Source organism: Atopobium sp. oral taxon 810 str. F0209, assembly GCF_000466405.1.
Classification (GTDB): Bacteria; Actinomycetota; Coriobacteriia; order Coriobacteriales; family Atopobiaceae; genus Olegusella.
This window is the reverse complement of the sequence record NZ_KE952934.1, coordinates 67,174-88,171: the sequence shown is the minus strand read 5'-3', so window position 1 is coordinate 88,171 and position 20,998 is coordinate 67,174. Positions and strand designations below refer to the sequence as shown.

Here is a 20,998-nt window from a genome sequence, read left to right as displayed (position 1 = left end):
AGAGCTCGTAGCAAAAAATATTGAAAATATGCTTGACCCTTACGCAGCGTGAGGTTTTATAACTGTTTGCGGAGGAGGGGTATATGTATTTTATTCAAGAGGCAGCTAGGATTTCGGGCATATCCGTTCGTGCGCTACACCACTACGATCAAATCGGTCTGTTGGTGCCAAAGCGAGCAAAAAACGGGTATCGCTATTACAGTGATGAAGACCTTGATACATTGCAGAGTATTCTGTTTTATCGTCAACTTAAATTCTCATTGGAAGAGATTTGCGGATTACTAGAGAGAGCAAAAGAAGATCGCCTAGGGATGCTTGAGAGCCAGCTTTCCCTTCTCCAAAATGAGCAAAACCAACTAAACATGCTTGTCAACACATTGAAGAAGACCATTAGTGCATATAAGGGAGAGACCACTATGTCAGTAGAAGAGAAATTCCAGGGCTTTTCTTGGAAGGATAATGCAACATACGAAAGTGAGGCTCGCAAACTTTACGGTAACGAAGTTATTGATGAGTCACAGCATCGTCAAAAGGGTAAGGAAGAAGAAATCGCCGAGGCATTCAATCAGGTATTTCGTGCTTTTGCGACAAACTTGGCAGCAGGCATTCCTGCTACGGCAAAGGAAAATTTGCAGCTTGCAAATCAGCTTTTTGAGCATATGAACACTTATGTTTTTGACTGCTCACGTGAGGTTTTTGGCTACATTGGAGCTGGTTATTCTGCCAATCCAGAATTTAAGAAGAATATTGATAAATTTGGAGAAGGTACTGCCCAATACGCTAGTGATGCAATTGCTGCGTTTGTAGCCCTGTAGATTACTGTGAGCATGATAAGCCAGATTGTGCAGCTATAGTCGCTCTATGCCTACAACCATATTGCCATTGCAATAGTTGCGGCTGACATGAGGATCAAACCCAAAGCAGCTTTTCGTGACAGCTTTTCATAAAATACAACTCCTGAAAATGCGATAGTCACCAAGATGCTGAGTTTATCTATGGGAACAACGATGCTTACCATGCCATTTTGGATAGCGTAGTAATAGCAAAGCCACGATGCGCCAGTTGCCAATCCAGAGAGGATAATAAAGAGCAATTCTCTGTGATTGAGTGATTTGAGCTGGTTTTGTTTGCCCCGCATAAATACGATGCCCCAAGCCATAACAAGTACCACACAGGTACGAATAGCAGTACCGAGATTTGATTCGATATGTGTAATGCCGACTTTTGCAAGAATTGCTGTTGCAGCAGCAAAGGTGGCAGAGAATAACGCATAGATTATCCAAGAATTACGTGTGGTCGATTGAAGCGAAGTTGGTTGTTGTGCGGATGATTGGTGCTCATCGATCATCAAAAAAATTCCTGCAGCCAAAAGAGCTGTGAGCATAAGTTTTAAGGCAAGATGTGCGTTCTCACCCAAGAAGAACGTAGCGCCAAGTATGGTTAAAACCGTAGAAGACTTGTCGATAGGAGCAACTTTATTCACGTCTCCAAGGGATAGTGCTTTGAAGTAGCAAAGCCATGATGCACCCGTTGCCAGCCCAGATAGCACGAGGAACAGCAGGGATTTTGCATCAATAGTGGTAATGCTTTCTACAGACCCAACGATACCTGCCATCAGCCATGCGAATACTAAAACCACAATCGTTCGTAGTGCGGTCGCAATATCAGAATCTGTATCATTCAGCCCACATTTTGCAAGTATAGAAGTGAGTCCTGCAAAAACTGCCGATCCAATAGCTGCTAGCAACCACATAATGTCACGCTTTCAAATACTGCGAGAAAAAGTGTCTAATGCATTCCTTATTAATTACCTAAATCACTCCTGTATACTACGCTTCAAGTTAGGAGTGGTAGGCCTGTGACAGTTCTCAGAAATAATCGATCTTGGGTAGTTATTCGGTTCGTTTCGACTGAGTCGAACGTACTTGATATTGCTATTGATTTTATGGACGAATACTCTGATGTCTTCGAGGAACTTGCAAAAATGGCCGATGTACCTCGCTCTTTGGTAAAAAATAGCCTGTTGAGGATGCGGTGATAATATGCTGGTGCTATCACCAGTCTGCGGCAATTTCTCCTTTAGTGAACGTTTTTTCTTTGGTGTGGCTTTGTTAACTGCTCGCGGCAATATGGGTGAGTATCTTACTTCGCGTTAAAGTGTAGTTGTGCCTATGCAAGCGCAAGGCGAAATGGGGGCGGAAAATGACTAAGAAACTTGTCGCTTATTTTTCTGCAAGTGGAGTAACAAAGCGAGCTGCCAAAAAGCTAGCGCAACAGGAAGGTGCGAATCTTTTTGAGATTAAGCCGCTGCACCCATATACGGCTGCAGATTTGGACTGGACTAATAAGCGTAGTCGCAGTTCTGTTGAAATGAACGACAAGAGCTCTCGCGTTGAGATTGCAAACAAGGTTGAGAATATCGCTCAGTACGATGAAATCTTCCTTGGCTTTCCTATTTGGTGGGGAGTAGCTCCACATATCATCAATAGTTTTCTTGAACAGTATGATCTGTCTGGTAAAACAATTTCGCCTTTTGCAACATCAGGTGGTAGTGGATATGGTCGCAGCAACCAAGAGCTTCAGCCTTCTGCTCCCAATGCAAAGTTTAATCCCGGCAAGATGATGTAGCAGCATGCTCTGCTCGAGCAACTATTCAATTGAATGCAGGTTTTTATGAATGGCTTGATGCGTAGCAGGCAGTTTCTTTTTAGTGTGGTAATGGGCGCACAGCCAGACAAGCAGAAAAAACTAAGCGGCATGGGTAGTGCGCTTGAGAGCGCGACACTTCTTCGTGATAAGGGTATACGTAGGGTGTTGTTGGTAACAACAGCGGGTACGCTGCGGCGCAATACGCTAGATGATCTGCAGAAGATGCTGGATGAAGCTGGAATCACGCCCGTTGTGTTCTCTGATGTTGCGCCTGACCCTACAACTGTGCATGCGACACATTGTGCACAGACGTATCAAGAAGGTTCCTGTGAAGCCATTCTTGCTATTGGTGGCGGCTCGGTTATTGACTGCGCAAAGATTGCAGGAGCATTGGCGGTTAATCCTGGAAAGACTGTTGCAGATATTTCAGGTACGATGCGCGTTGGGCGGAAGATACCGTATTTTATTGCAGTGCCAACTACCGCGGGCACAGGTTCGGAGGCTACTGCGGGTGCAGTGATTGCTGATATATCAGATGGTATTCATTTCAAGCATCCCATCAACGATTTGCATCTGGTTCCCGATGTGGCGATTCTTGATCCATACCTCTTGCTGACTCTTCCGCCAAAAATTACCGCGCATACAGGTATGGATGCCTTATCACATGCAGTCGAGGCGTATACCAATCGCTTCTGCCAAAAGAAGACCAGCGCTGTTGCAACACGTTCTGTGCAAACAATCTTCCAAAATCTCACACGCTCTTTTGATGATGGACAAAATCTTGAATTGCGACTTGCTCTGCTTGAAGCGTCTTATGATGCGGGTTGGGCCATCAACCGTAATTTCATTGGCTATGTGCATGCAATTTCTCATGCGATAGGTGGACTTTACGGTTTGCCACATGGCTATATAAATGCAGTTATCATGCCATATGTATTTCGCAAGTATGGCAAATCAGCAGAAAAACGCCTTGCTGAACTGGCGTTTTGTGCAAGCGTGGCAAAGCATGGCGCAAGTGATGCTTACAATGCAGACGCTTTTATTGTGGCGATAGAAATGCTAAATGTGCATTTTGGTATTCCCAACAAGCTTGATGCGCTAAGGGAAGAAGATTTTGCCAAAATTGCCAAGCGTGCTGTGAGTGAGGGTAACCCTACATATCCAGTGCCGCAAATTTGGAATGAGCACGACTTTATAGATTTGCTTGGGCATATACGCTGCGGAGCATAGGGTTGTCTCTTACAATCCGTTTTTCGATGAACCTATGCCCCTAATGCGCTTCCATAACTTGTCAGGCTTCAGCCGTAGTTATGCCATCGCGCCGCCGCAGAATTCGCAGCAGCCTGTTGCATCGGGAGTTGTTGTGGCACCACAGTGAGGGCAGGTCATCGCCGTCTTTGGTGCGCGATCTGCTTCGATGGATTCGTGGATACGCTCGCGCTCCGTGGTAAGAGCTTCACAAATTTCCTGCGCTACCATACGTGCCTGCTCGGATTCCAAGGAGTGCGGCATTGAAGTGCTTCCACTAGATACATCAATGGTAAAGCCATCAAACCAAGGATTATTGACGTTTACGACCACCTTTGACGAATATGAATAGGTGTAGCGAGGAGGTACGTACTGTTTGTGGTTACCGTCTTTGTCCGTGTAGGTTTCTTCGTTGCGCTCTTCGTCAAAATCCACCTGTGCACCAGTAACCTGCGCTAAGGGGATAACGTCAGGGTTAGTTTCCTTCCAATTGCGCCCGTTGCGCACTACGACAAAATTACCCTTAACGCTATCAATCATGACCTTTTCATCCAAGCCAAGCGTGCGATTTGCCTGGAATGCTGCAACGTCGGCTTTATTGGCCTCGCGATATTCTAGTTGTGCTTTGATGTCCTCAACAGAAGACCTCTTGCGACCCTGATAGAAGGGAGAGAGCTTATTGGCACAATCCTTGCAGATATAGCCATCATCTATCTTGCGCTTGCCCAAAGCACCAACCTCTTTGCCACAGACTTCACAGTTGCTTTTTTTGAAGCGATCAAACAGTCCCATAGTTGCTCCCTTCATCAACGAGGGTCATTTGTTATCTCTACCGTGCCTGAGCTACCACTTGTTGCATAGAGCAGAATTACTCTTTTTTATCTGCGGTGCTCATTGCACAATAAATGACAAAGACGATGGGAGAGCGATGCAGACGGCGCTGAGAAAATTACGGAGTTATCGTGCAACAGCGTTGCTTTTAGCTGCATTTTTTATCTGGTTTTTACTACGGAAATTTTTGGGCAGTTGGTTAGGACCCTTTGTATCTTCACCAGGACTTGTATATGACATCTATTTGATTTTCGTGCTTTTGGGTTGGAGCTTTTTTCGCGTACGCAATATCGTTCAGCGATGGACACGTTATCTGCTATTAGGCATAGTCGCGCTGATGCTGCTTTGGATGATAATACGCATAATCAAATGGCACTATGTAGAAGACGCTACGCTCGTTCGCTACCTTTGGTATACCTACTATTTGCCTATTTGTTTAATACCAGCTCTCAGCGTGGTTTGTGCCGTCTCCATCAACAAGCCTATGGCTTGGCATCCCACTTGGCAACATGTAGTACTTCTTGTCATTGGAGTACTACTCGCGTTTGGTGTGTTTTCTAATGACGTGCATCAACTGATGTTTTGCTTTTCAGATTCTGCCTTTTGGGATAGATACGGCTATACGTATGGTCCTCTTCGCTATATCGTTATAGCATTTATTATTGCGTGTGCCATTGGAACCATAGTTATCATTATTCGTCGCAGTCATGTTCCCTATAGTCGAAATTGGCTGGTAATGCCACTGATTCCGCTTGTTGTGGGCATTATGTATGGGGTTTTATATCCGCTGCTTGAGCACCCAGATATGACTGGCTTTTATTGTCTGCTTGTGATGTTTGAGTATGAGAGTTTGATGTCAGCGGGGCTTATTCGTACTAACAGCAATTATCAAGAGCTATTTGAAGCATCTTCGCTCCAGGCAGCTTTGCTTGACGAGCAGGGTCAGGTGTTAGTGGCTTCTAAAAATGCGCCCACTCATTGGAAGCAGAGCGCTTCCATCGGCAAATCAGTGCACTGTATCTCCGTGTCAGGAGGCAGTTTTTGTTGGGTTGAAGATAACAGTCTGGAATATCAAGCCCGCCACCAGTTAGAAGAGCAGAGCACAGAGCTAATGGAAAATGCAGAGCTAGCGCAGGCTCGTGTTGATATCAAACGCAGACGAGCAGAGCTTGATGTGCGTGCAAAGCTTTTTAGCCGTATTGAACATGACCTTGCGGATAAATTTGCCCTGATTCACCACTTAGTTGATGAAGGAGAGGCGCTTGTAGACAAGCGTTCCGAACTCCTAGCACAGCTCTGTGTGGTGGGTTGTTACATCAAGCGTCGTTGCAATCTTGTCATCATCGAAAGTCAGCATCCTATGGCAAGTACCAGCGAGCTTTTCTGGTGTCTGCGAGAATCATGCGATCATCTGAGCGAAGCAGGTAGAAGTGCTACGGTGTTGAACTCAGGTGAGGCAGAGGCCTCCTTGCAAAATCTCGAGGTAGCATATGACTTTTTTGAAGAGCTTGTCGAATGGGTCTATCCGACACTCTCAGCTTTGTTGGTAAATCTTTCAGTAGAAGTGGATTATTTGCTGTTAAATCTACAGCTGGAATGTGCCGAGGATGCTTTTGCCGCGGAAGGTATTTTGCGCACACGCAGGCGAGCAGAGCGTCTGGGTGCAAAGGTACAAACCCAACTTGATGGGCACTCTTGGTGCGTTGAGCTTGCAATGCCACTGGGGAGGTGTTCGTAATGTCTATCTTATCCCCACTGACAATTAGGACATCCGCAACTGCGATAAAAGAAGGCATCGATACGATGCCTAGCGGTGTAGTCTTCGCCCAAAATAACGGGTTAATCATCCTTGTTAATGTGTGTATGGATGAGCTTTGCCATGAGTTTTTTGGTGCTCCGCTTGATAACGCAAAGCTTTTTTGGGAGATGTTGCTAGCGGGAGAATTTTCTGGAGATGCCCAGCTGGCGAAACTCTATGCCGAGGATGTTATCGTGGAGTTGCGAGGACAATATTGGCATCTACATCGAGCCCATATTCCCTATCGTGGCGAGGAGGCCATAGAAATTACTGCGTATAAGGTTACCGAACTTATACTGCTCAATCGTGAGCTCGAAAAGAAAAACGTCTTGCTTGCAAAGCGTGGACAGCAGCTCCATGCCTATGCGCAGGATGTTGAATCCTTGATGGTGGAACGCGAGCTCCTTGACCGTAAGGCTGCGGTGCATGATGAGTTGGGGCGGTTGCTGGCAGAGACCCATGCACTACTGCGCAATGAATGCTCCAATGTAGCGGTCGTTGAAGGCATTTGGAATCGCTGGCGGCTTAGTGCGGAGCTTGTTCTGTCTGAAAAGGGAAAAGAAACGCCTGAAGAAACCGACCTTTTGCAGCAGTTACGCGATACCGCTCAATCGGTAGGTATAAAGCTGCAGACATGGGGAGAATTGCCACAGCAAGGTGAAGCGGCAAGTCTACTGTTGGCAGCGGGGGCGGAGGCACTGACGAACCTCATGCGACATGCACATGGTGACGAACTTTTTATTGAGGGAAAACGCCTTACCAGCGGCTGGTCTTGTGAACTTACTAATAATGGTGTGGTGCCAGAGGGGCCTATTGTTGAAGGTGGTGGACTTACGGCGTTGCGCAAAAAAATAGAATCTGCGGGTGGTGCAATGCAGATTGAAGTGTGGCCTCAGTTTAAGTTGCTGGTGTTGTTGCTACAAGGAGACGAAAGCGAGGCGGATAATGCATAAGGTACTGATAGTAGAAGACGACCCCATCGCTGCGCGCCTCTTTGAGCTTATTGTGCAGGAATCGAAGGAGTGCGAGCTTGCAGGAACACTTGCTAGTGCGGCACTTGCTGAGGCGTGGTGTCTAGGGCATTCCGTGGATTTAGTGCTGATGGATGTTGTGACGGCAGGTCGTGCGAGTGGACTCGAGGCAGCATCAAAGCTCAAGAGAAGCATGCCTCAAATAAAGGTTCTGGTGGTAACCTCCCAACCCGAAGTGGATTTTATTGCGCGGGCAAAAAGCGCTGGTGTGGATGGATTTTGGTACAAGACTGCAAGTGATATATCGCTTGTCGAGCTTATACATCGCACAATGTCAGGCGAGCGAGTTTTTCCTACTTCTGCACCTGAGGTGCAGCTGGGTGATGCGTTGGTGAGTGACTTTACGCCGCTGGAAGTTCGTATCCTTCGCGAGCTGACAACAGGCGCAACCAATGCCAAGATTGCATCGCGTCTAGGCTTATCTGACCGCACTGTGGGTAACAACATTCAAAGTATGTTAAGCAAAACAGGTTTTGCTACGCGAACAATGCTGGCTGTTGCTGCAGTTGATTCTGGCGCTGTTATTAGTGGAGTATAAAGTTTAGCGCTGCGTTGCAAATTACCTTTCACAATGCGCTTTTGTGGTTCTATACCGAAAAAAACAATGCGCTTACTGAAGCTTTGGGCTGCAGGTAAAAGAAAAACAAGTATTCTTATAGAAGTCCTAAATCTAGCTTAAATGTAGTAAGGAGGAATCAAATGCACATTCGTAGGAGTGCAAGACATGGCTTTGTAAGCAAAACACTCCGCAATGTCACTGCTGCAGCGTTGACTGTAGCCATGTCGTTGTCGATGTTTGGTATTAAGCCTGTCGTATCGCAAGCGAAAGAATTAGATACTACTTGGAATATTGAGAAGTCCAAGACCGCCAAGTGGCTTGAAGAGGGTAAGACAGCTCAGATTGACCTTCAGGTGCCCAGTTCCGAGGCTCAGCTTTCCTCTGATATCGTATTTGTAGTAGATAACTCTAGCTGCAAAGACGATGCAATTAATGGCGCTCTTGATACCCTCGACAAATTGGTGACTGAGGTCAAGGGTGCTGAGCAGGTTAAGGTTGGTGTTGTTTCATTCAAGGGCGATGGCAAGGTAGAAAAAGATTTATCTGCCCTGAATGCAGGAAGTCTTGATGCTTTTAAGGCTGCTATTCAGAATGGATACACGGGCAGCATCAAGAGCGGTACCAATATGCATGACGGTCTGCTTAAGGCCAAGGATATGCTTGATAGCGATAGCGCAACCCCCGCCAATCGTAAATACATGATTTTGGTAAGTGACGGTTTGACCCGTCTCTTTACTGGCAGTGATGGCAAAGTAAAGGATATTTACTATCAGTACACTTATTCCGATCCGAATTCGAAAAAGCCCGCCAGTGATTGTGATCTGAGAAGTTTTGTCTATTTTGGAATGATTGATGAGTGGAGGCAAACGCGCACTCCTGATAGTTCTGACTACACCATGCCTTTTGGTAGCTGGAATGCCTATTACACTCAACTTCAAGAGTGGGTTGCAGCTGATGGCGATACCTACGCACGAGATTTTGAAAAGTATGGTAATGACGCAACTACTAAAGTAAAAGACCCTGCTACGGGCGCTATTATCGATACTAATTTTGCTTTTATTGAGCATGGATCCCAGGCAAAGCATGCAATGGCTGTTGACCGTGCGGTATATGAAGCCTACAACACATATCAGCAAATGGTTGCGGAAGGTTATCACTGCTTTGCTGTGCGTACGGGCAGTGACTCTGATTTCTCCAAGAAGTTTATGGACGAACTTAACAAGGGCAAGACGGACATAGGCTTCGGTGAGATTGCTAATAATATCTTGTATGCCTGCGGTCCCGAGACCAAGATTACCGACTCGATGGGTAAAGGCGATAACTACAACTTTGACTTCCAGGCTGGTAGTGCTGTTCTGACCGTGGGCGATACTCAGTTGACCGCAAACAAGAAGAGTGAGAATACTTGGGAGTTTGTTGATCCTGATACCACAAAGCTTCGCTACACCCTGACCTATGATGTTGCGTCTGATTCAATCACCCTGACAAGCCATGAGAACATCTCCAACTTTGCGCCAGTGCATCTGACCTACAAGGTTGATTTGAAACAAGCTCCTACTCAGCCAGGCAACTACACTCTGGCTACTAATACGCGTGCGACTTTGGTTCCCACTGATTCTGCTGGTGTTGTTGGTACTGCCGAAGACTTCGAAGTGCCGACGCTGCCTTTTGCGGTTGCAGCTCCTACGCCTGATCCCGAACCCGAGCCCAAACCGCAGCCTAAGCCTACGCCTAAGCCTGCTCCCAAACCTCAGACAAAGACTAAGGTAAAGAAGATCAAGAGGAAGGTGCTGCCTCAGACTGGTGACGATACAAGCATATTGCCTATCGCCAGTTCTATTGCAGGTGTTGCTGTAGTTGCGGTGGCTCTGAGTATGAAGGTCCGCAAGACCGATAACTAATATCTGATATGCAATAAAAAGATTTTCAGATAAAAGAGGTGCTGGCTTTGCAGGCAGCACCTCTTTTATCTCTCGATCTAGTGAGAGGGTTTGCTTGCCAACTCGTAGTTATGAGTGCAGCAGCTGGAAATGAATTCATTGTCGTGGGTGATAACAAGCACTGCTTGTCCTTTGTGGGCAGCGTAGCTAAGAGTTTCAGCAAGGCGTGTCATATTGTAAGAGTCAAGACCGCTCGTAGGCTCGTCGAGCACCAGTACTTGTCTACGTGCAACAAGGCCGCAGGCAATAGATAGTCGTTGCTTTTGTCCGCCCGAAAGTGTTGCGGGGTAGTGGTCCTTTAGCTCCCAAAGTCCAAGTTCATGCAGGACGCGTCGCGCGAACTCCTTGTTTGTCTCATTGGGGGAGACCAACAACATGACTTCCTCTGCAACACTGGTAGTAAAAAATTCTGTCCGTGTATCATTAGGGCTAAACCACACGTTATGCCGTAGTTGTCGGGCTGAAAGTCGCTTGCCATTGATGAGAATTTGCGAGCTTTTTGATTTAAGAAGGCCCGCGATAATGCGTGCGAGAGTAGTCTTGCCAGCTCCATTTATGCCTGTAAGAGCAACAATCTGTCCTTGATCGACAGTAAAAGACACATCTGAAAATATCTGGTGGTGGTCAAATGCCATCATTGCCTGACGCACTTCTAGGGTAGGTGTCGCATGTGTGTTCGTGGGGATGAGCTGAGGCAACGGAAGTTCAGGGCGGACTATTTTTCGCGGTGCTCGCAGACCCATGGCGCGGCGCTCATCGTCGCTCAACATAAGCATTTGCTTGCGTGTAAGTTCTGCTTGGATGCGGCCGTCGCGCACGTAGAAAAAGCGGTCAGCAACATTCATCAAGTAAGCAATACGATGTTCGGCAATAACAAGGGTGTGCCCGCTGGCTTTGAGCTGAGCAAGAGTTTTGCCCAAGGCCCAGCCCGTACTCTCGTCAAGGTTGGAGGAAGGTTCGTCCATTGCGAGCAGTGTGGGGTGGGGAGCCATAACCGAAGCGATAGCAAGCTTTTGTTTTTGTTCCCTTCAATGCGCATTCTGCTACTAGATGTTTATATCAAAAAGTAAGTATAGACTAACTTTATATAAATATTAAAAGACGCTTTCCAGCACATGCAAGTTTCGCTATTTGGAGCACAGATGGGATACAAACCACAGATACAAACCGCAAATGGTTCAAGCTTCGGGGTGAGCAAGCACAAAAGGGCAGGTCACATTTTTCTATAGTCCGAGAAATGAACCATCTTTTCCTACAACTCGAGAAACGAACCATCTATCAAAATACGAGCAGCCATGCATTTGTCCTATGTATCCAAAACAAACCGCCACAGCCTAATTGCTTGTGGCGGTTTGTTAGGTATTCAAGACGAACCCACGGTGGCCAATGGGACAACCTGTTGGCTAGCAAATAGCAACCCGCCCCCCAGCATCTCTAGCTGGAGATTTGCTCCATCAGAGTAGTGCTACATCTGATCGTGGCAGGTACGAGCAATAACATCAAGTTGCTGCTCGCGCGTGAGGTCGATGAATTTCACAGCATAGCCAGAGACGCGAATGGTGAAGTTTGCGTACTCGGGTTTTTCGGGATGTTCCATTGCATCCTTGAGCTTGTCAGTATCAAAAACATTCACATTGAGATGATGTGCGCCTGCAGCAAAGTAACCATCCATCACACTCACCAAGTTTGCCTTACGCTGCTCAGGGTCATTGCCCAGCGCACTTGGGCTGATAGTTTGAGTGTTAGAGATGCCATCAAGTGCGTACTCATAAGGGAGCTTTGCTACGGAATTTAGCGAGGCAAGCAGCCCGTTCTGCTCGGCACCATATGCAGGGTTGGCACCAGGAGCAAATGGCGTGTAGGGCTTGCGACCGTCAGGCATGCCAGCTGTTGCCTTGCCATATACCACGTTAGAGGTAATGGTAAGAATAGAGGTGGTTGGCTCAGAATCACGATAGGTATGATGCTTTTTGATTTTGGTCATGAATGCCTTAAGCAGCCATACAGCGATATCGTCTGCGCGGTCATCGTCGTTGCCGTAACGAGGGAAATCACCTTCGGTCTCAAAGTCGTAGACAATGCCATTTTCATCGCGAAGACACTTGACCTTGGCATATTTGATTGCCGAAATCGAGTCGACAACGTGCGAGAAGCCCGCAATGCCCGTGGCAAACGTACGACGGACGTTGGTATCGATGAGTGCCATCTCGGCGGCCTCGTAATAGTACTTATCGTGCATGTACTGGATGAGGTTTAGAATGTTGACATAGATGTCAGCAAGCCAATCCATCATGAGGTCGAATTTGTGCATGACCTCATCGTAGTCCAAGTATTCAGACGTAATAGGAGCAAACTCAGGACCTACCTGCATATTGCGTCCCTGCTTGTCCTTAAACTTAGCATCAACACCACCGTTAATAGCGTAGAGCAGGCACTTAGCTAGGTTTGCGCGGGCGCCAAAGAACTGCATTTCTTTGCCAGTTTCGGTGGCGGACACGCAGCAGCAGATGCTGTAGTCATCGCCCCAGACAGGACGCATGATGTCATCGTTTTCGTACTGAACCGATGAGGTATTAATAGAAACCTTAGCAGCATAGTTGCGGAAACTCTTGGGAAGATTCTTTGAGTAAAGAACCGTGAGGTTGGGCTCGGGTGCAGGTCCCATATTCTCAAGTGTATGCAGGAAGCGGTAGTCGTTCTTGGTCACCATGTGACGACCATCCATGCCAAGGCCGGCCATTTCAAGCGTTGCCCACACGGGGTCACCCGAGAAGAGCTCGTTGTAAGAGGGAATGCGGGCAAACTTGACCATGCGGAACTTGAGCACCATGTGGTCAACAAGTTCCTGGGCTTCAGATTCACTCAGCGTCCCTGCGGCAAGGTCACGCTCGAGATAGATATCGAGGAAGGTGGAAATACGACCAACAGACATGGCCGCGCCGTTTTGGGTCTTGATAGCAGCAAGGTAGCCAAAGTAAAGCCACTGGAAGGCTTCATGCGCATTGGTAGCAGGAGCAGAGATGTCATAGCCGTAGATCTTGGCCATTTCTTTCATACCCTTAAGGGCACGAATCTGCTCGGCGATTTCCTCGCGCAGGCGGATGACATCGTCAGTCATGGTGCGATCGCCGCAATTAGCGAGGTCTTCCTGCTTTTTGGCGATGAGGAAGTCGACACCATATAGTGCAACACGACGATAGTCGCCAACAATGCGGCCACGACCATAGGTATCTGGCAAGCCGGTTACGATATGAGAGTGACGTGCGGCACGCATCTCGGGGGTATAAGCATCAAAGACGGCTTGGTTGTGAGTCTTGTGGTACTCATTGAAAATCTGATCGTATTTATCGTTTACGTGATAGCCATAGGTCTCGGCTGCCTGCTGGGCCATCTTGATGCCGCCGTAAGGCATAAAAGCGCGCTTGAGAGGCTTGTCAGTCTGAAGGCCGACAATGCGCTCCAAGTCTTTCATATCAGCGTCGATGTAGCCGGGACCATATGCGGTGAGACCAGAGACAATCTCGGTTTCGCAATCAAGCACGCCGCCATTTGCGCGTTCCTGAGCCTGAAACTCTTGTACCTTGCCCCAGAGCTTGTCGGTTGCCTCAGTGGGACCTACGAGAAACGACTCGTCGCCCTCATAAGGGGTGTAGTTTTTCTGGATGAAGTCTCGCACATTGATGTCTTCAGTCCAGTGGCCTCCCGTGAAGCCGCTCCATTCGTCACGAAGTTGCATTTCTATGCCTCCTTAGCATTTATGCTTTGCATCGCATTCATCTGTTCCAAGAAGAATGCGCTCTGCGTTAGCCACACGTTCTGCAGTTGGCGGCTTGGTATCTCCCAAGGTATAGGGGATGCCAAGCTTGTCCCATTTAAAGGCGCCAAGGCTGTGATAAGGCAATACCTCAATACGTTCGACGTTATTTAGTGTTGTGATAAAGGCTCGTGTTTGCTTGAGGTAGTCGTCGTCATCTGTGATGCCGGGAACGAGCACGTGTCGTATCCAGACGGGTTGGTTGATAGAGGAGAGATATCGCAGCGCATCGAGGATGTTTTCGTTGCTCTTTCCCGTAAGGGCTTTGTGCGCAACAGGGTCGATATGCTTGATGTCTGCGAGAACGAGGTCAGTGACCTGCATGAGGTTTCGGAATTTTTCAAAATAAGACTCTTTTCGTGAAAAGGGCGCAAGCGAGGTATCAAGGCAGGTGTTAATGCCACGATTATGTGCTTTGGAAAAGAGTTCAAGCAAAAAATCGATTTGCAGAAGCGCTTCGCCTCCGCTTACCGTGATGCCACCCTCTTCTCCCCAATAGTTACGATAGCGTTCGGCCTGATCTAGCAGTTCATCAGCACCTCTGAGCTCACCTTTGTTGAGTGCCCATGTATCAACATTATGACAGTAGCGACAACGCATCGAGCAGCCTTGGAGAAAAATGAGATAGCGCACCCCAGGGCCGTCGGCCGAACCGAACGACTCTGTCGAGTGAACCCTTCCCAGCATCTGTTACATCTCCCCGCAGCAATTCCTCACGTTGTACAACGCCAATCTAAAGCGGGGGAGAGGCGCGTTCTATGATTAGAATCAAGTTGTGGGAAATCCACGACTCCATCACGGATGTGATTCTTTTCATTCAGCAACCTTTTTGAGTTGCGGGGCGTTGGATTTGAGTTGCATGGTTCAGGTTTGTTGAATCAAAGTTTTTCTGCGCGTATCCATCTGTCTGCAACAGGTATCTTCGTATGCCTGGCGACTCCCCATGCCCAATTGTCTAGTTAGTTGCTTCCAACTGCTACGTCGTGTAAAGCAGAACGATCGAGCAACAAGAGTCTTCCTTGTCCAACTCTACGCAACATACCTTTGCGTTCAAAGGTACTTAGAGTGCGTGAAACCGTCTCGGGTCGTAGTCCAACAGAGCCCGCAATATCTTGTAACTTAAGACGAATTTCAGGGCCGACGCATCGCTCATCTCGATACAGCAGATACTCTGCAAGCCTACGCTGGGGGTCACGTATACCCAGCATCATAATTTTTTCTTCGGCTTCAAAAAGTTCTGCGCCAAGCATATGTACAAGTCCTATGGCTACCCTAGGATTGTTTTTGATGAGCGCCTCAAAATGAGGGCGGCGAATGACATACAGATCAACATCGGTAAGACATCCTACGGAGTAGTGATAGGTCTGCTCTTCCATAAATACGCCATGCCAAATTGCCTGCCCATCATGGAGAACATCCAATACGTATTCCTGGCCATCACTGTCGGTACGAAATGTTTTGATGCGACCCGAGCGAACAATAATAATGGAATTAATGGGATCGCCTTCATGTACCAAGATGGATCCTTTTGGCCGTAATGCATGTATTGCTCCTGAGATAAGATCTTCTTTGGCATCATCAGGCAGTCCAGCAAACAAATGGATAGAACTCATAAAAGTGTGGTTCGCATCCTTTGGGCTGGCATTATTTTCCTTTGGGTTGCTGTGGGTGCTTTCGTGGTAGCTTTCTGCCATGTTATCCCTGCTTTTATTTATATTTTGATGCATACTGCGTCACATTACTCCAATAGTCCTTTGTTCAAAGGCAAGAAGTTTTTGTTTGCGCTGAAGACCGCCCGCATAACCTGTAAGGCTACCATTTGCACCTATAACGCGGTGACACGGAATAATAATTGAAATAGGATTGCGTGCGACTGCCGAGCCAACGGCTCTAGGCGATACGCGTCGCCCGTCATTTCGCTGAGTTTCTATCTGATGTGCAAGTGTGCCGTAAGTAGTATGCATGCCATAAGGAATTTGAGTTAGCTGTGCCCATACTTCCTCCTGAAAAGCTGTCCCATGAAGAGAAAAAGGAGGGAGGGCAGTAGGTATTTCACCTGCAAAGTAAGCGTCAAGCCATTTGCAGGTAAGTAAGATAGACTGCGAACTCTGGAGACTTGCGTTTCTTTTGATGTCGCCGTGGGGCAAATCCACCGTTGAAATGCCTAGACGTATAGCGAGCTTTTCTTCGAAATGCGCTTGGTTTTCAAACCATGCCCCACAAAGTCCTTCTGTGTTGGCAGCAAGGGAAATTTTGCCCAAAGGGGACGAGTAGGTGGCAAAATAGACGGGGAACATCTTTTTCTCCAACTCAATCATCCTTATACCTCCATTTTATGGATGTAACCTCTTGGGAAATAATGCACTGATACACGCTACGAGACCAACTGTATGATAAATACAAAAAGCTCCAGACCTAAAACAATAGCCAGTGGTTTTGCGAGTTGGGCTTTTTGAGATACAAGAAATGCGACAAACTCGCGTACCATTGCATTGATGTAGAAGTACAGGCGTGTGCGTGAACCGCGTCCATCGCACATAAAGCCATTGTTGCGCGCGAGAAGCAGTGCGCGAAATACGTGGTAGTCATCTGACACGATTAACACATGTGGGTTGACGTTGGGGTTGGTGCCGCCTTTAGCGTTGATGATGTCAAAGGAAAACTGAATATTTTGTAGCGTGTTGACCGAGCGGTTTTCTTCAATAAGTGCTGCCTTGGGAATACCCTGTTCAATTGCGTATTCGCTCATCGCCTGCGCCTCGGGGACAAGTTCATCTGCGCCTTGTCCACCTGACATGATAAGTGTGCTATCGGGGTTTTTGTGCCAAGCCTTGATGCCCGTTTCTACGCGCTTGGCAAGCAAAGGAGTCACCTTTCGACCTTCGCTGAGTCCTGCTCCCAATACAACAATGTAGTCGTAGTGTTTGCGACGCAGGGGGATAAGATTGAGCCAGCTTGCTACTACGTAGAGCAAAAAGAGAATGGAAATAAAGGCTACCGCTGTGGAGAACAGTGTGTATGCAATCCCAAAGATGGTGAGAAGGGTACTGTTGCTCGTTTGAGGTTGAAAGAGTTTCCACGCCAGAGGATAAAACAGAGCAAGTAAGCCAGTACTTAGGGAAAGCAAGTTCCTCGGCTTGAGGCCTTCGTGGCGAATAAGAGTTATGCCTGTCACAATGGCAGAAATAATGAGTACAAAAGGGAAACTAATAATAACGAGCGCCATAATGGCAAGTATTACCAATCCGATGCGAACAAAAGGCGACTCAGTCCCCAGCTGTGTACTGATACCGCCAATAAAGAATACCAAGCAAAGAATAACTAACCCTAGTTCTGCGGCCAACCTTAGGACTCTGCGTTCGCGTCGCCATTGTCTGACAAAAAGAAAGACGGAGATTGTCAGTGGGATGGTGGCAATCAGTGAAACGATGAGGTTCCAAGGCAAATTCACAGGGATCCCTTCTTTGTGTCGCGCTTGAAATGCTGGTTGGGATACAGCAAAACTAGGTATTCAAATGACTTTTTTCTAGTATAGAAAACTGACAGAAGAATTATCCTACACAAATGTATACGTATCGCATCAAACTTCATGTGTGCTAGTTAAATTAATGAGCGTTAGCTAAAAAACCGAGTGCAGGTGGGATACAAACCGCAAATGGTTCAAGTTTCGAACACGACACTCACAGATGGTTCAAGTTTCGAGGTAAGCGAGCGTAAAAGCGCAGGTCAGATTTTCCTATAACTCGAAAAATGAACCATCTATCGAAATCTATCTAAATTTTGACTTTTGGCAAGCAGGAATGCGTTGTTCATGCTCCCACTTTAAAAAGGGTTCCTAAAGCATCACCCGCTGTCGAAAAGGGTTCCTAAAGCATCACAGGCGAAAAAATTACCTGCGCATTTGTAGTCCTAAAAGAGAATCAGGAACCCTTTTCGCACGAGATGATGAATTAGGAACCCTTTTGGTCTGGATCCGAGAATTCGTGTGGCCATGCAGGATGAAATGGAACGTGGCTTTTGATAAGCAGAACTGCGCTGCTTGGAAGAGCGTGTGACTTTTGACACGCAGAGCATTACAGAAGTAAGTCGATAGCATGCTACCCATCAGCTCGGCGCACCAAAAAGGGCTGCATTACTTTTGATACAGCCCCTTTGTGGGAACTTTGATTGATGGTTACTGGATTGTTGGTTACCTGTTTTGATTTGGATTGCTGATTACTTGTTTTGTTGTTTGCGGTAGGTAGCGAGGCGTTCGCTGTAGCTGGCGCCTTGACGGCGAAATGCAAGAGTAAAGCCAGCGGTAATGATGGCAAGAATGAGCAGGTAGGAAACTGTAAAACCAATCCATGCATTAGGGTTTTTTGCGGGAAACCACGCGCCTAATGCAGCACAAAATGCAAGAACTACAAAGTAGCTGAGACCAAAACCAGCAATTCTAATGGGGTAGTTTGGCTTGATGAGCAGTGCATAGCTAAACCAAAATTGCTGTAACAATCCCCCCAAAAGGCTCGCTACGATAAAAGAACAGCACATAGCTATCCCCTGATTCCACCTGCCTGTTACTGCGCAAAAAATGCAAGAGAGAAGTAGCAATACAACTGCAAATACGCTGCCGCTGAATATGCCGCGCACAACTACGGTTAATGATTTATGCTCGTATGCTTCGCCAAATATACTGGTAGAAAGCGTGCCATTTTCTGTTTTCATAGCTGTCCTTTCTTAGAATACGGATATATGGTTGGGACCTATAGCATGCTAAGTCGTCGTTTAATTTCGGATACGTAGCTGCGTGTGACGAGTACCTGCGTACCATCTTCTAGCTCAAGCATAAGACGGTGGTTGAATTCAGGTCGGATACGCACGACCTTGTCGAAATTGACAATAACTTGCTTTGATATACGAATGAATTCTGTATGCGCAAGTGACTCCGCTAGTTCGTAAAGGCGCTGAGAACTTTCGAACTCGATGCCATGAGTACAGTGAATCCAGCATTGATGAGCACGGATATCAATGAATAGCACCTCGCTATATGGCAGCATGCGGCGTGTTATAGTGCCAGGTTCATATGCGATGAGCTTCCCATCGAGTGTTTTGAGCTTATCAACAATCCTCGTTGCGCGCGGGTCAGATGGCGCACTGGTTACGACTACCTTGATGTCGCGCTGGCCCTCTTGTTGTATGTGCTGTATAAGCATCTCTTCTCCCATATCTTCGTGTAATGAAAGCATAAGGGAGGAGAGAGAAAATGCGCTTCTGGTTACGTTAACTTGCACAAGTTGAGAGCTGAGTTGCCCGAGTTGCCCACAATAAGAAATACCTGTGCATACAAATGCCACCCACAGAATTATGTTTGTCCTTGTTCAAATTAATCCAGCTCGCGTAATTTGCATTTCATATAATGAAGGCACTGCCCGGGTGAAGTTACTGGAAAAGGTTAGGAGGTCTGGCGTGGATGAAAGGGATCATGACTCCTTGTATGAGAAGCCTCAGGAATCAATGAGTACCAACTCAGAAGTAAATGATAAATTGGAAATTAGTCAGGGGGGGGGTCGACTCTGAAGCATTAGATCCACTTGGCGAAGCCAAGGATGCAGATGTGATTGAGGTCCCAGACATCCACCTTTCTGCTGAGGAGATTGAGCTTGCAAAGGCAAAAGCCGAGGCAGAGCTAGCTATTGCAAAAGCGAAGGCGCAGACAGCCATTACGGAAGCAGAAGCTCAGGCGCGCCTCGCAGAGGTTCAGGCAAAAGCAAAGGAAGCTTCTGTTAAAGCAGAATTAGAACTCAAAACAGCCAGACGCAAAGCTAAGGCTAAAGTTTCCGAAGAAAGATCAAAGCAACGAAAAAAGATAGCTGGGCGTATTTTTCGCTTCCTAGGAGTAAAGGGAGTGCTGATAATTCTTGCGGTTGCGGCCGTTATTTCAATCGGAGGATATGTTGGCTGGTCCTCAACGCGTCCTTCTGAAACTTTAACTTCTGCTCAAATTAGCAAGGTAGTAGCCATCAATGAACTTGCTGTGGTTGATTTTAACTACGAAGGTATTGCCATATACAAGGGTGATGGACATAAAAAAGATCCCTTGCACATTTACTATAAAGCACAGTTCAAGGCTAGTTTTAACCCTGGCGATATCACCTACGCTGTGGACGATAAGGCAAAGGTTGTTATTCCCACTTTGCCCGAGATGACCATATCTGATCCTAATGTGGATGATCGTATTGACTGTCTTGAGCGTGACGCACAAAACATCAACCAGGCATCGGTTCTAACAGCATGCAAAGAGGATGCCATTTCTGAAGTTAAGAAAAAAGCAGATATCAAAAGTCTAGCTACTGGTAATGCGCGCAAAGTTGTGGAAGGGCTTTCAATGAATCTTCTGGAATCCAAGGGCTATAAAATCGTATGGCCAGAAGATAAGCCAGAGAACACTAACGTGAGTGAGGGTGATACAAATGCGGCGTAAAATCATTCCTTTTCTTACGGCGTTGTGTCTCTGTGGTTGCCTTTTTTCTATGTGTGGCTGTAAGCAAAATAAAGGGGCAAAAGAGCCTGACTTCTCCAATGCGCGCGCAGTGGCGGAACTGGCGACATACAAGGTATATACGCACAATGTTGCTCGTCATACCTCAAAAGTTCTTTTCCTCGACCGGAGGTCGTGGTTCGAATATGATGCGATTGTGACTTATGGAATCGACGCAAATAAGCTTGAAATCGGGCATCCGCATAAAGTTGGCACACGTATGGTTGTTACAGTGAAAATGCCGCAACCTCAGGTTTTTGGCCGGCCCGACTTGCAGGAGGAAACCATTCAGCTAGTTGCGGAAAACAAGCCAATAGCTTTCTTGCCAGATCTTTCGATTAGCGAAAAAAATAAAGCAATCAGCAATGCGCAAGATGACCTCGAGAAGGCAGCAAAAGCGGATACAGTCATGCTAAAACAGGCACGGAGTCGCGCAGAAGACCTTATAACTGGCTACGTTCAAAATGTTGGCAAGGCGATTGGTGAGGATTATAAGGTTGAATTTGAGGATGTAGAGTAAAGATAGGTTGTCGCAGCAAAAGGGGTGTGGTCCGTTAAGGGTCGCATCCTTTTTGACCCCTATTCGCTCTGCTGCATGCCCTTCTCTC

General features: G+C 47.0%; 20 protein-coding genes. 10 read left to right on the top strand and 10 right to left on the bottom strand.

The window, feature by feature from the left end:
* Positions 1 to 83 precede the first annotated feature (83 nt).
* Positions 84 to 815: a MerR family transcriptional regulator gene (locus HMPREF9069_RS00500; protein WP_021625114.1), complete on the top strand. Its 732-nt coding sequence runs from the start codon at positions 84 to 86 to the stop codon at positions 813 to 815.
* Positions 816 to 865: 50 nt separating this feature from the next.
* Here HMPREF9069_RS00500 and HMPREF9069_RS00495 read toward each other — a convergent pair whose 3' ends face one another.
* Entirely contained in the window at positions 866 to 1,753 is an 888-nt protein-coding gene (locus HMPREF9069_RS00495; protein WP_021625113.1) for an EamA family transporter, read from the bottom strand.
* A 105-nt stretch (positions 1,754 to 1,858) separates the two neighbouring features.
* On the opposite strand from HMPREF9069_RS00495, the gene HMPREF9069_RS08950 reads away from it, so the two are divergent.
* The 3 genes from HMPREF9069_RS08950 to HMPREF9069_RS00485 all read left to right on the top strand — a co-directional run bounded on the left by HMPREF9069_RS08950 (position 1,859) and on the right by HMPREF9069_RS00485 (position 3,879).
* Entirely contained in the window at positions 1,859 to 2,038 is a 180-nt protein-coding gene (locus HMPREF9069_RS08950) for a hypothetical protein (RefSeq protein WP_021625112.1), read from the top strand.
* Positions 2,039 to 2,202: 164 nt separating this feature from the next.
* Positions 2,203 to 2,628 (top strand): flavodoxin, encoded by a 426-nt coding sequence (locus HMPREF9069_RS00490; RefSeq protein ID WP_021625111.1) that lies wholly within the window; start codon positions 2,203 to 2,205, stop codon positions 2,626 to 2,628.
* A 45-nt stretch (positions 2,629 to 2,673) separates the two neighbouring features.
* Positions 2,674 to 3,879 carry an iron-containing alcohol dehydrogenase gene (locus HMPREF9069_RS00485; RefSeq protein WP_035437825.1) on the top strand — a complete coding sequence of 402 codons (1,206 nt, stop codon included), beginning with the start codon at positions 2,674 to 2,676 and terminating at the stop codon, positions 3,877 to 3,879.
* Positions 3,880 to 3,957: 78 nt separating this feature from the next.
* Here the strand turns inward: HMPREF9069_RS00485 and HMPREF9069_RS00480 are convergent, their stop codons facing one another.
* Positions 3,958 to 4,689: a DUF4428 domain-containing protein gene (locus tag HMPREF9069_RS00480; RefSeq protein WP_035437823.1), complete on the bottom strand. Its 732-nt coding sequence runs from the start codon at positions 4,687 to 4,689 to the stop codon at positions 3,958 to 3,960.
* Positions 4,690 to 4,825: 136 nt separating this feature from the next.
* On the opposite strand from HMPREF9069_RS00480, the gene HMPREF9069_RS00475 reads away from it, so the two are divergent.
* The 4 genes from HMPREF9069_RS00475 (at position 4,826) to HMPREF9069_RS00460 (ending at position 10,017) form a co-directional block, all read left to right on the top strand.
* Positions 4,826 to 6,466 carry a histidine kinase N-terminal 7TM domain-containing protein gene (locus HMPREF9069_RS00475; protein WP_021625108.1) on the top strand — a complete coding sequence of 547 codons (1,641 nt, stop codon included), beginning with the start codon at positions 4,826 to 4,828 and terminating at the stop codon, positions 6,464 to 6,466.
* Entirely contained in the window at positions 6,466 to 7,479 is a 1,014-nt protein-coding gene (locus tag HMPREF9069_RS00470; RefSeq protein WP_021625107.1) for a hypothetical protein, read from the top strand. The genes HMPREF9069_RS00475 and HMPREF9069_RS00470 overlap by 1 nt, the downstream gene beginning before the upstream one ends.
* Positions 7,472 to 8,095, top strand: coding sequence for a response regulator transcription factor (locus HMPREF9069_RS00465; RefSeq protein ID WP_021625106.1), 624 nt, complete (start codon positions 7,472 to 7,474; stop codon positions 8,093 to 8,095). The genes HMPREF9069_RS00470 and HMPREF9069_RS00465 overlap by 8 nt, the downstream gene beginning before the upstream one ends.
* Positions 8,096 to 8,256: 161 nt before the next feature.
* On the top strand, positions 8,257 to 10,017 hold the full coding sequence (locus HMPREF9069_RS00460; protein ID WP_021625105.1) for a vWA domain-containing protein: 1,761 nt from the start codon (positions 8,257 to 8,259) through the stop codon (positions 10,015 to 10,017).
* Between the two features lie 77 nt (positions 10,018 to 10,094).
* Here the strand turns inward: HMPREF9069_RS00460 and HMPREF9069_RS00455 are convergent, their stop codons facing one another.
* The 8 genes from HMPREF9069_RS00455 to HMPREF9069_RS08725 form a co-directional block, all read right to left on the bottom strand.
* Positions 10,095 to 11,021, bottom strand: a complete 927-nt coding sequence (locus tag HMPREF9069_RS00455; protein ID WP_198009677.1) for an ATP-binding cassette domain-containing protein — start codon at positions 11,019 to 11,021, stop codon at positions 10,095 to 10,097.
* A 500-nt stretch (positions 11,022 to 11,521) separates the two neighbouring features.
* Positions 11,522 to 13,792, bottom strand: coding sequence for a formate C-acetyltransferase (pflB, locus tag HMPREF9069_RS00450; protein ID WP_021625103.1), 2,271 nt, complete (start codon positions 13,790 to 13,792; stop codon positions 11,522 to 11,524).
* A 12-nt stretch (positions 13,793 to 13,804) separates the two neighbouring features.
* A complete protein-coding gene (gene pflA / locus HMPREF9069_RS00445; protein ID WP_021625102.1) occupies positions 13,805 to 14,557 on the bottom strand; it encodes a pyruvate formate-lyase-activating protein in 753 nt (250 codons plus the stop codon).
* Between the two features lie 272 nt (positions 14,558 to 14,829).
* Complete coding sequence (locus HMPREF9069_RS00440; protein ID WP_035437872.1) at positions 14,830 to 15,483, bottom strand: Crp/Fnr family transcriptional regulator; 654 nt, start codon at positions 15,481 to 15,483, stop codon at positions 14,830 to 14,832.
* 120 nt (positions 15,484 to 15,603) lie between these two features.
* The gene (locus tag HMPREF9069_RS00435; RefSeq protein ID WP_021625100.1) at positions 15,604 to 16,188 is read right to left on the bottom strand and encodes a methylated-DNA--[protein]-cysteine S-methyltransferase; all 585 of its coding nucleotides are present in this window, start codon (positions 16,186 to 16,188) and stop codon (positions 15,604 to 15,606) included.
* A 56-nt stretch (positions 16,189 to 16,244) separates the two neighbouring features.
* A complete protein-coding gene (locus HMPREF9069_RS00430) occupies positions 16,245 to 17,321 on the bottom strand; it encodes a YdcF family protein (RefSeq protein ID WP_021625099.1) in 1,077 nt (358 codons plus the stop codon).
* 764 nt (positions 17,322 to 18,085) lie between these two features.
* Complete coding sequence (locus tag HMPREF9069_RS09495; protein WP_021625098.1) at positions 18,086 to 18,577, bottom strand: hypothetical protein; 492 nt, start codon at positions 18,575 to 18,577, stop codon at positions 18,086 to 18,088.
* A gap of 38 nt (positions 18,578 to 18,615) precedes the next feature.
* Positions 18,616 to 19,065, bottom strand: coding sequence for a LytTR family DNA-binding domain-containing protein (locus HMPREF9069_RS08725; RefSeq protein ID WP_051317738.1), 450 nt, complete (start codon positions 19,063 to 19,065; stop codon positions 18,616 to 18,618).
* A 401-nt stretch (positions 19,066 to 19,466) separates the two neighbouring features.
* On the opposite strand from HMPREF9069_RS08725, the gene HMPREF9069_RS00415 reads away from it, so the two are divergent.
* Positions 19,467 to 20,333, top strand: a complete 867-nt coding sequence (locus tag HMPREF9069_RS00415) for a DUF4230 domain-containing protein (protein ID WP_156894121.1) — start codon at positions 19,467 to 19,469, stop codon at positions 20,331 to 20,333.
* Positions 20,323 to 20,910 (top strand): DUF4230 domain-containing protein, encoded by a 588-nt coding sequence (locus tag HMPREF9069_RS00410; protein WP_035437821.1) that lies wholly within the window; start codon positions 20,323 to 20,325, stop codon positions 20,908 to 20,910. Before HMPREF9069_RS00415 ends, HMPREF9069_RS00410 begins: the two co-directional genes overlap by 11 nt.
* Positions 20,911 to 20,998: the final 88 nt, after the last annotated feature.

What these genes read in the sequence shown, in the direction of transcription:
- HMPREF9069_RS00435 (WP_021625100.1), bottom strand. Translation starts at nt 16,188, where the DNA reads ATGATTGAGTTGGAGAAAAAGATGTTCCCCGTCTATTTTGCCACCTAC.
- pflA (WP_021625102.1), bottom strand. Translation starts at nt 14,557, where the DNA reads ATGCTGGGAAGGGTTCACTCGACAGAGTCGTTCGGTTCGGCCGACGGC.
- HMPREF9069_RS00490 (WP_021625111.1), top strand. Translation starts at nt 2,203, where the DNA reads ATGACTAAGAAACTTGTCGCTTATTTTTCTGCAAGTGGAGTAACAAAG.
- HMPREF9069_RS00475 (WP_021625108.1), top strand. Translation starts at nt 4,826, where the DNA reads ATGCAGACGGCGCTGAGAAAATTACGGAGTTATCGTGCAACAGCGTTG.
- HMPREF9069_RS00465 (WP_021625106.1), top strand. Translation starts at nt 7,472, where the DNA reads ATGCATAAGGTACTGATAGTAGAAGACGACCCCATCGCTGCGCGCCTC.
- HMPREF9069_RS08725 (WP_051317738.1), bottom strand. Translation starts at nt 19,065, where the DNA reads ATGCTTATACAGCACATACAACAAGAGGGCCAGCGCGACATCAAGGTA.
- HMPREF9069_RS00480 (WP_035437823.1), bottom strand. Translation starts at nt 4,689, where the DNA reads ATGGGACTGTTTGATCGCTTCAAAAAAAGCAACTGTGAAGTCTGTGGC.
- HMPREF9069_RS00470 (WP_021625107.1), top strand. Translation starts at nt 6,466, where the DNA reads ATGTCTATCTTATCCCCACTGACAATTAGGACATCCGCAACTGCGATA.
- HMPREF9069_RS00440 (WP_035437872.1), bottom strand. Translation starts at nt 15,483, where the DNA reads ATGAGTTCTATCCATTTGTTTGCTGGACTGCCTGATGATGCCAAAGAA.
- HMPREF9069_RS00410 (WP_035437821.1), top strand. Translation starts at nt 20,323, where the DNA reads ATGCGGCGTAAAATCATTCCTTTTCTTACGGCGTTGTGTCTCTGTGGT.
- HMPREF9069_RS00460 (WP_021625105.1), top strand. Translation starts at nt 8,257, where the DNA reads ATGCACATTCGTAGGAGTGCAAGACATGGCTTTGTAAGCAAAACACTC.
- HMPREF9069_RS00455 (WP_198009677.1), bottom strand. Translation starts at nt 11,021, where the DNA reads ATGGACGAACCTTCCTCCAACCTTGACGAGAGTACGGGCTGGGCCTTG.
- HMPREF9069_RS09495 (WP_021625098.1), bottom strand. Translation starts at nt 18,577, where the DNA reads ATGAAAACAGAAAATGGCACGCTTTCTACCAGTATATTTGGCGAAGCA.
- HMPREF9069_RS00495 (WP_021625113.1), bottom strand. Translation starts at nt 1,753, where the DNA reads ATGTGGTTGCTAGCAGCTATTGGATCGGCAGTTTTTGCAGGACTCACT.
- HMPREF9069_RS00485 (WP_035437825.1), top strand. Translation starts at nt 2,674, where the DNA reads ATGAATGGCTTGATGCGTAGCAGGCAGTTTCTTTTTAGTGTGGTAATG.
- pflB (WP_021625103.1), bottom strand. Translation starts at nt 13,792, where the DNA reads ATGCAACTTCGTGACGAATGGAGCGGCTTCACGGGAGGCCACTGGACT.
- HMPREF9069_RS00500 (WP_021625114.1), top strand. Translation starts at nt 84, where the DNA reads ATGTATTTTATTCAAGAGGCAGCTAGGATTTCGGGCATATCCGTTCGT.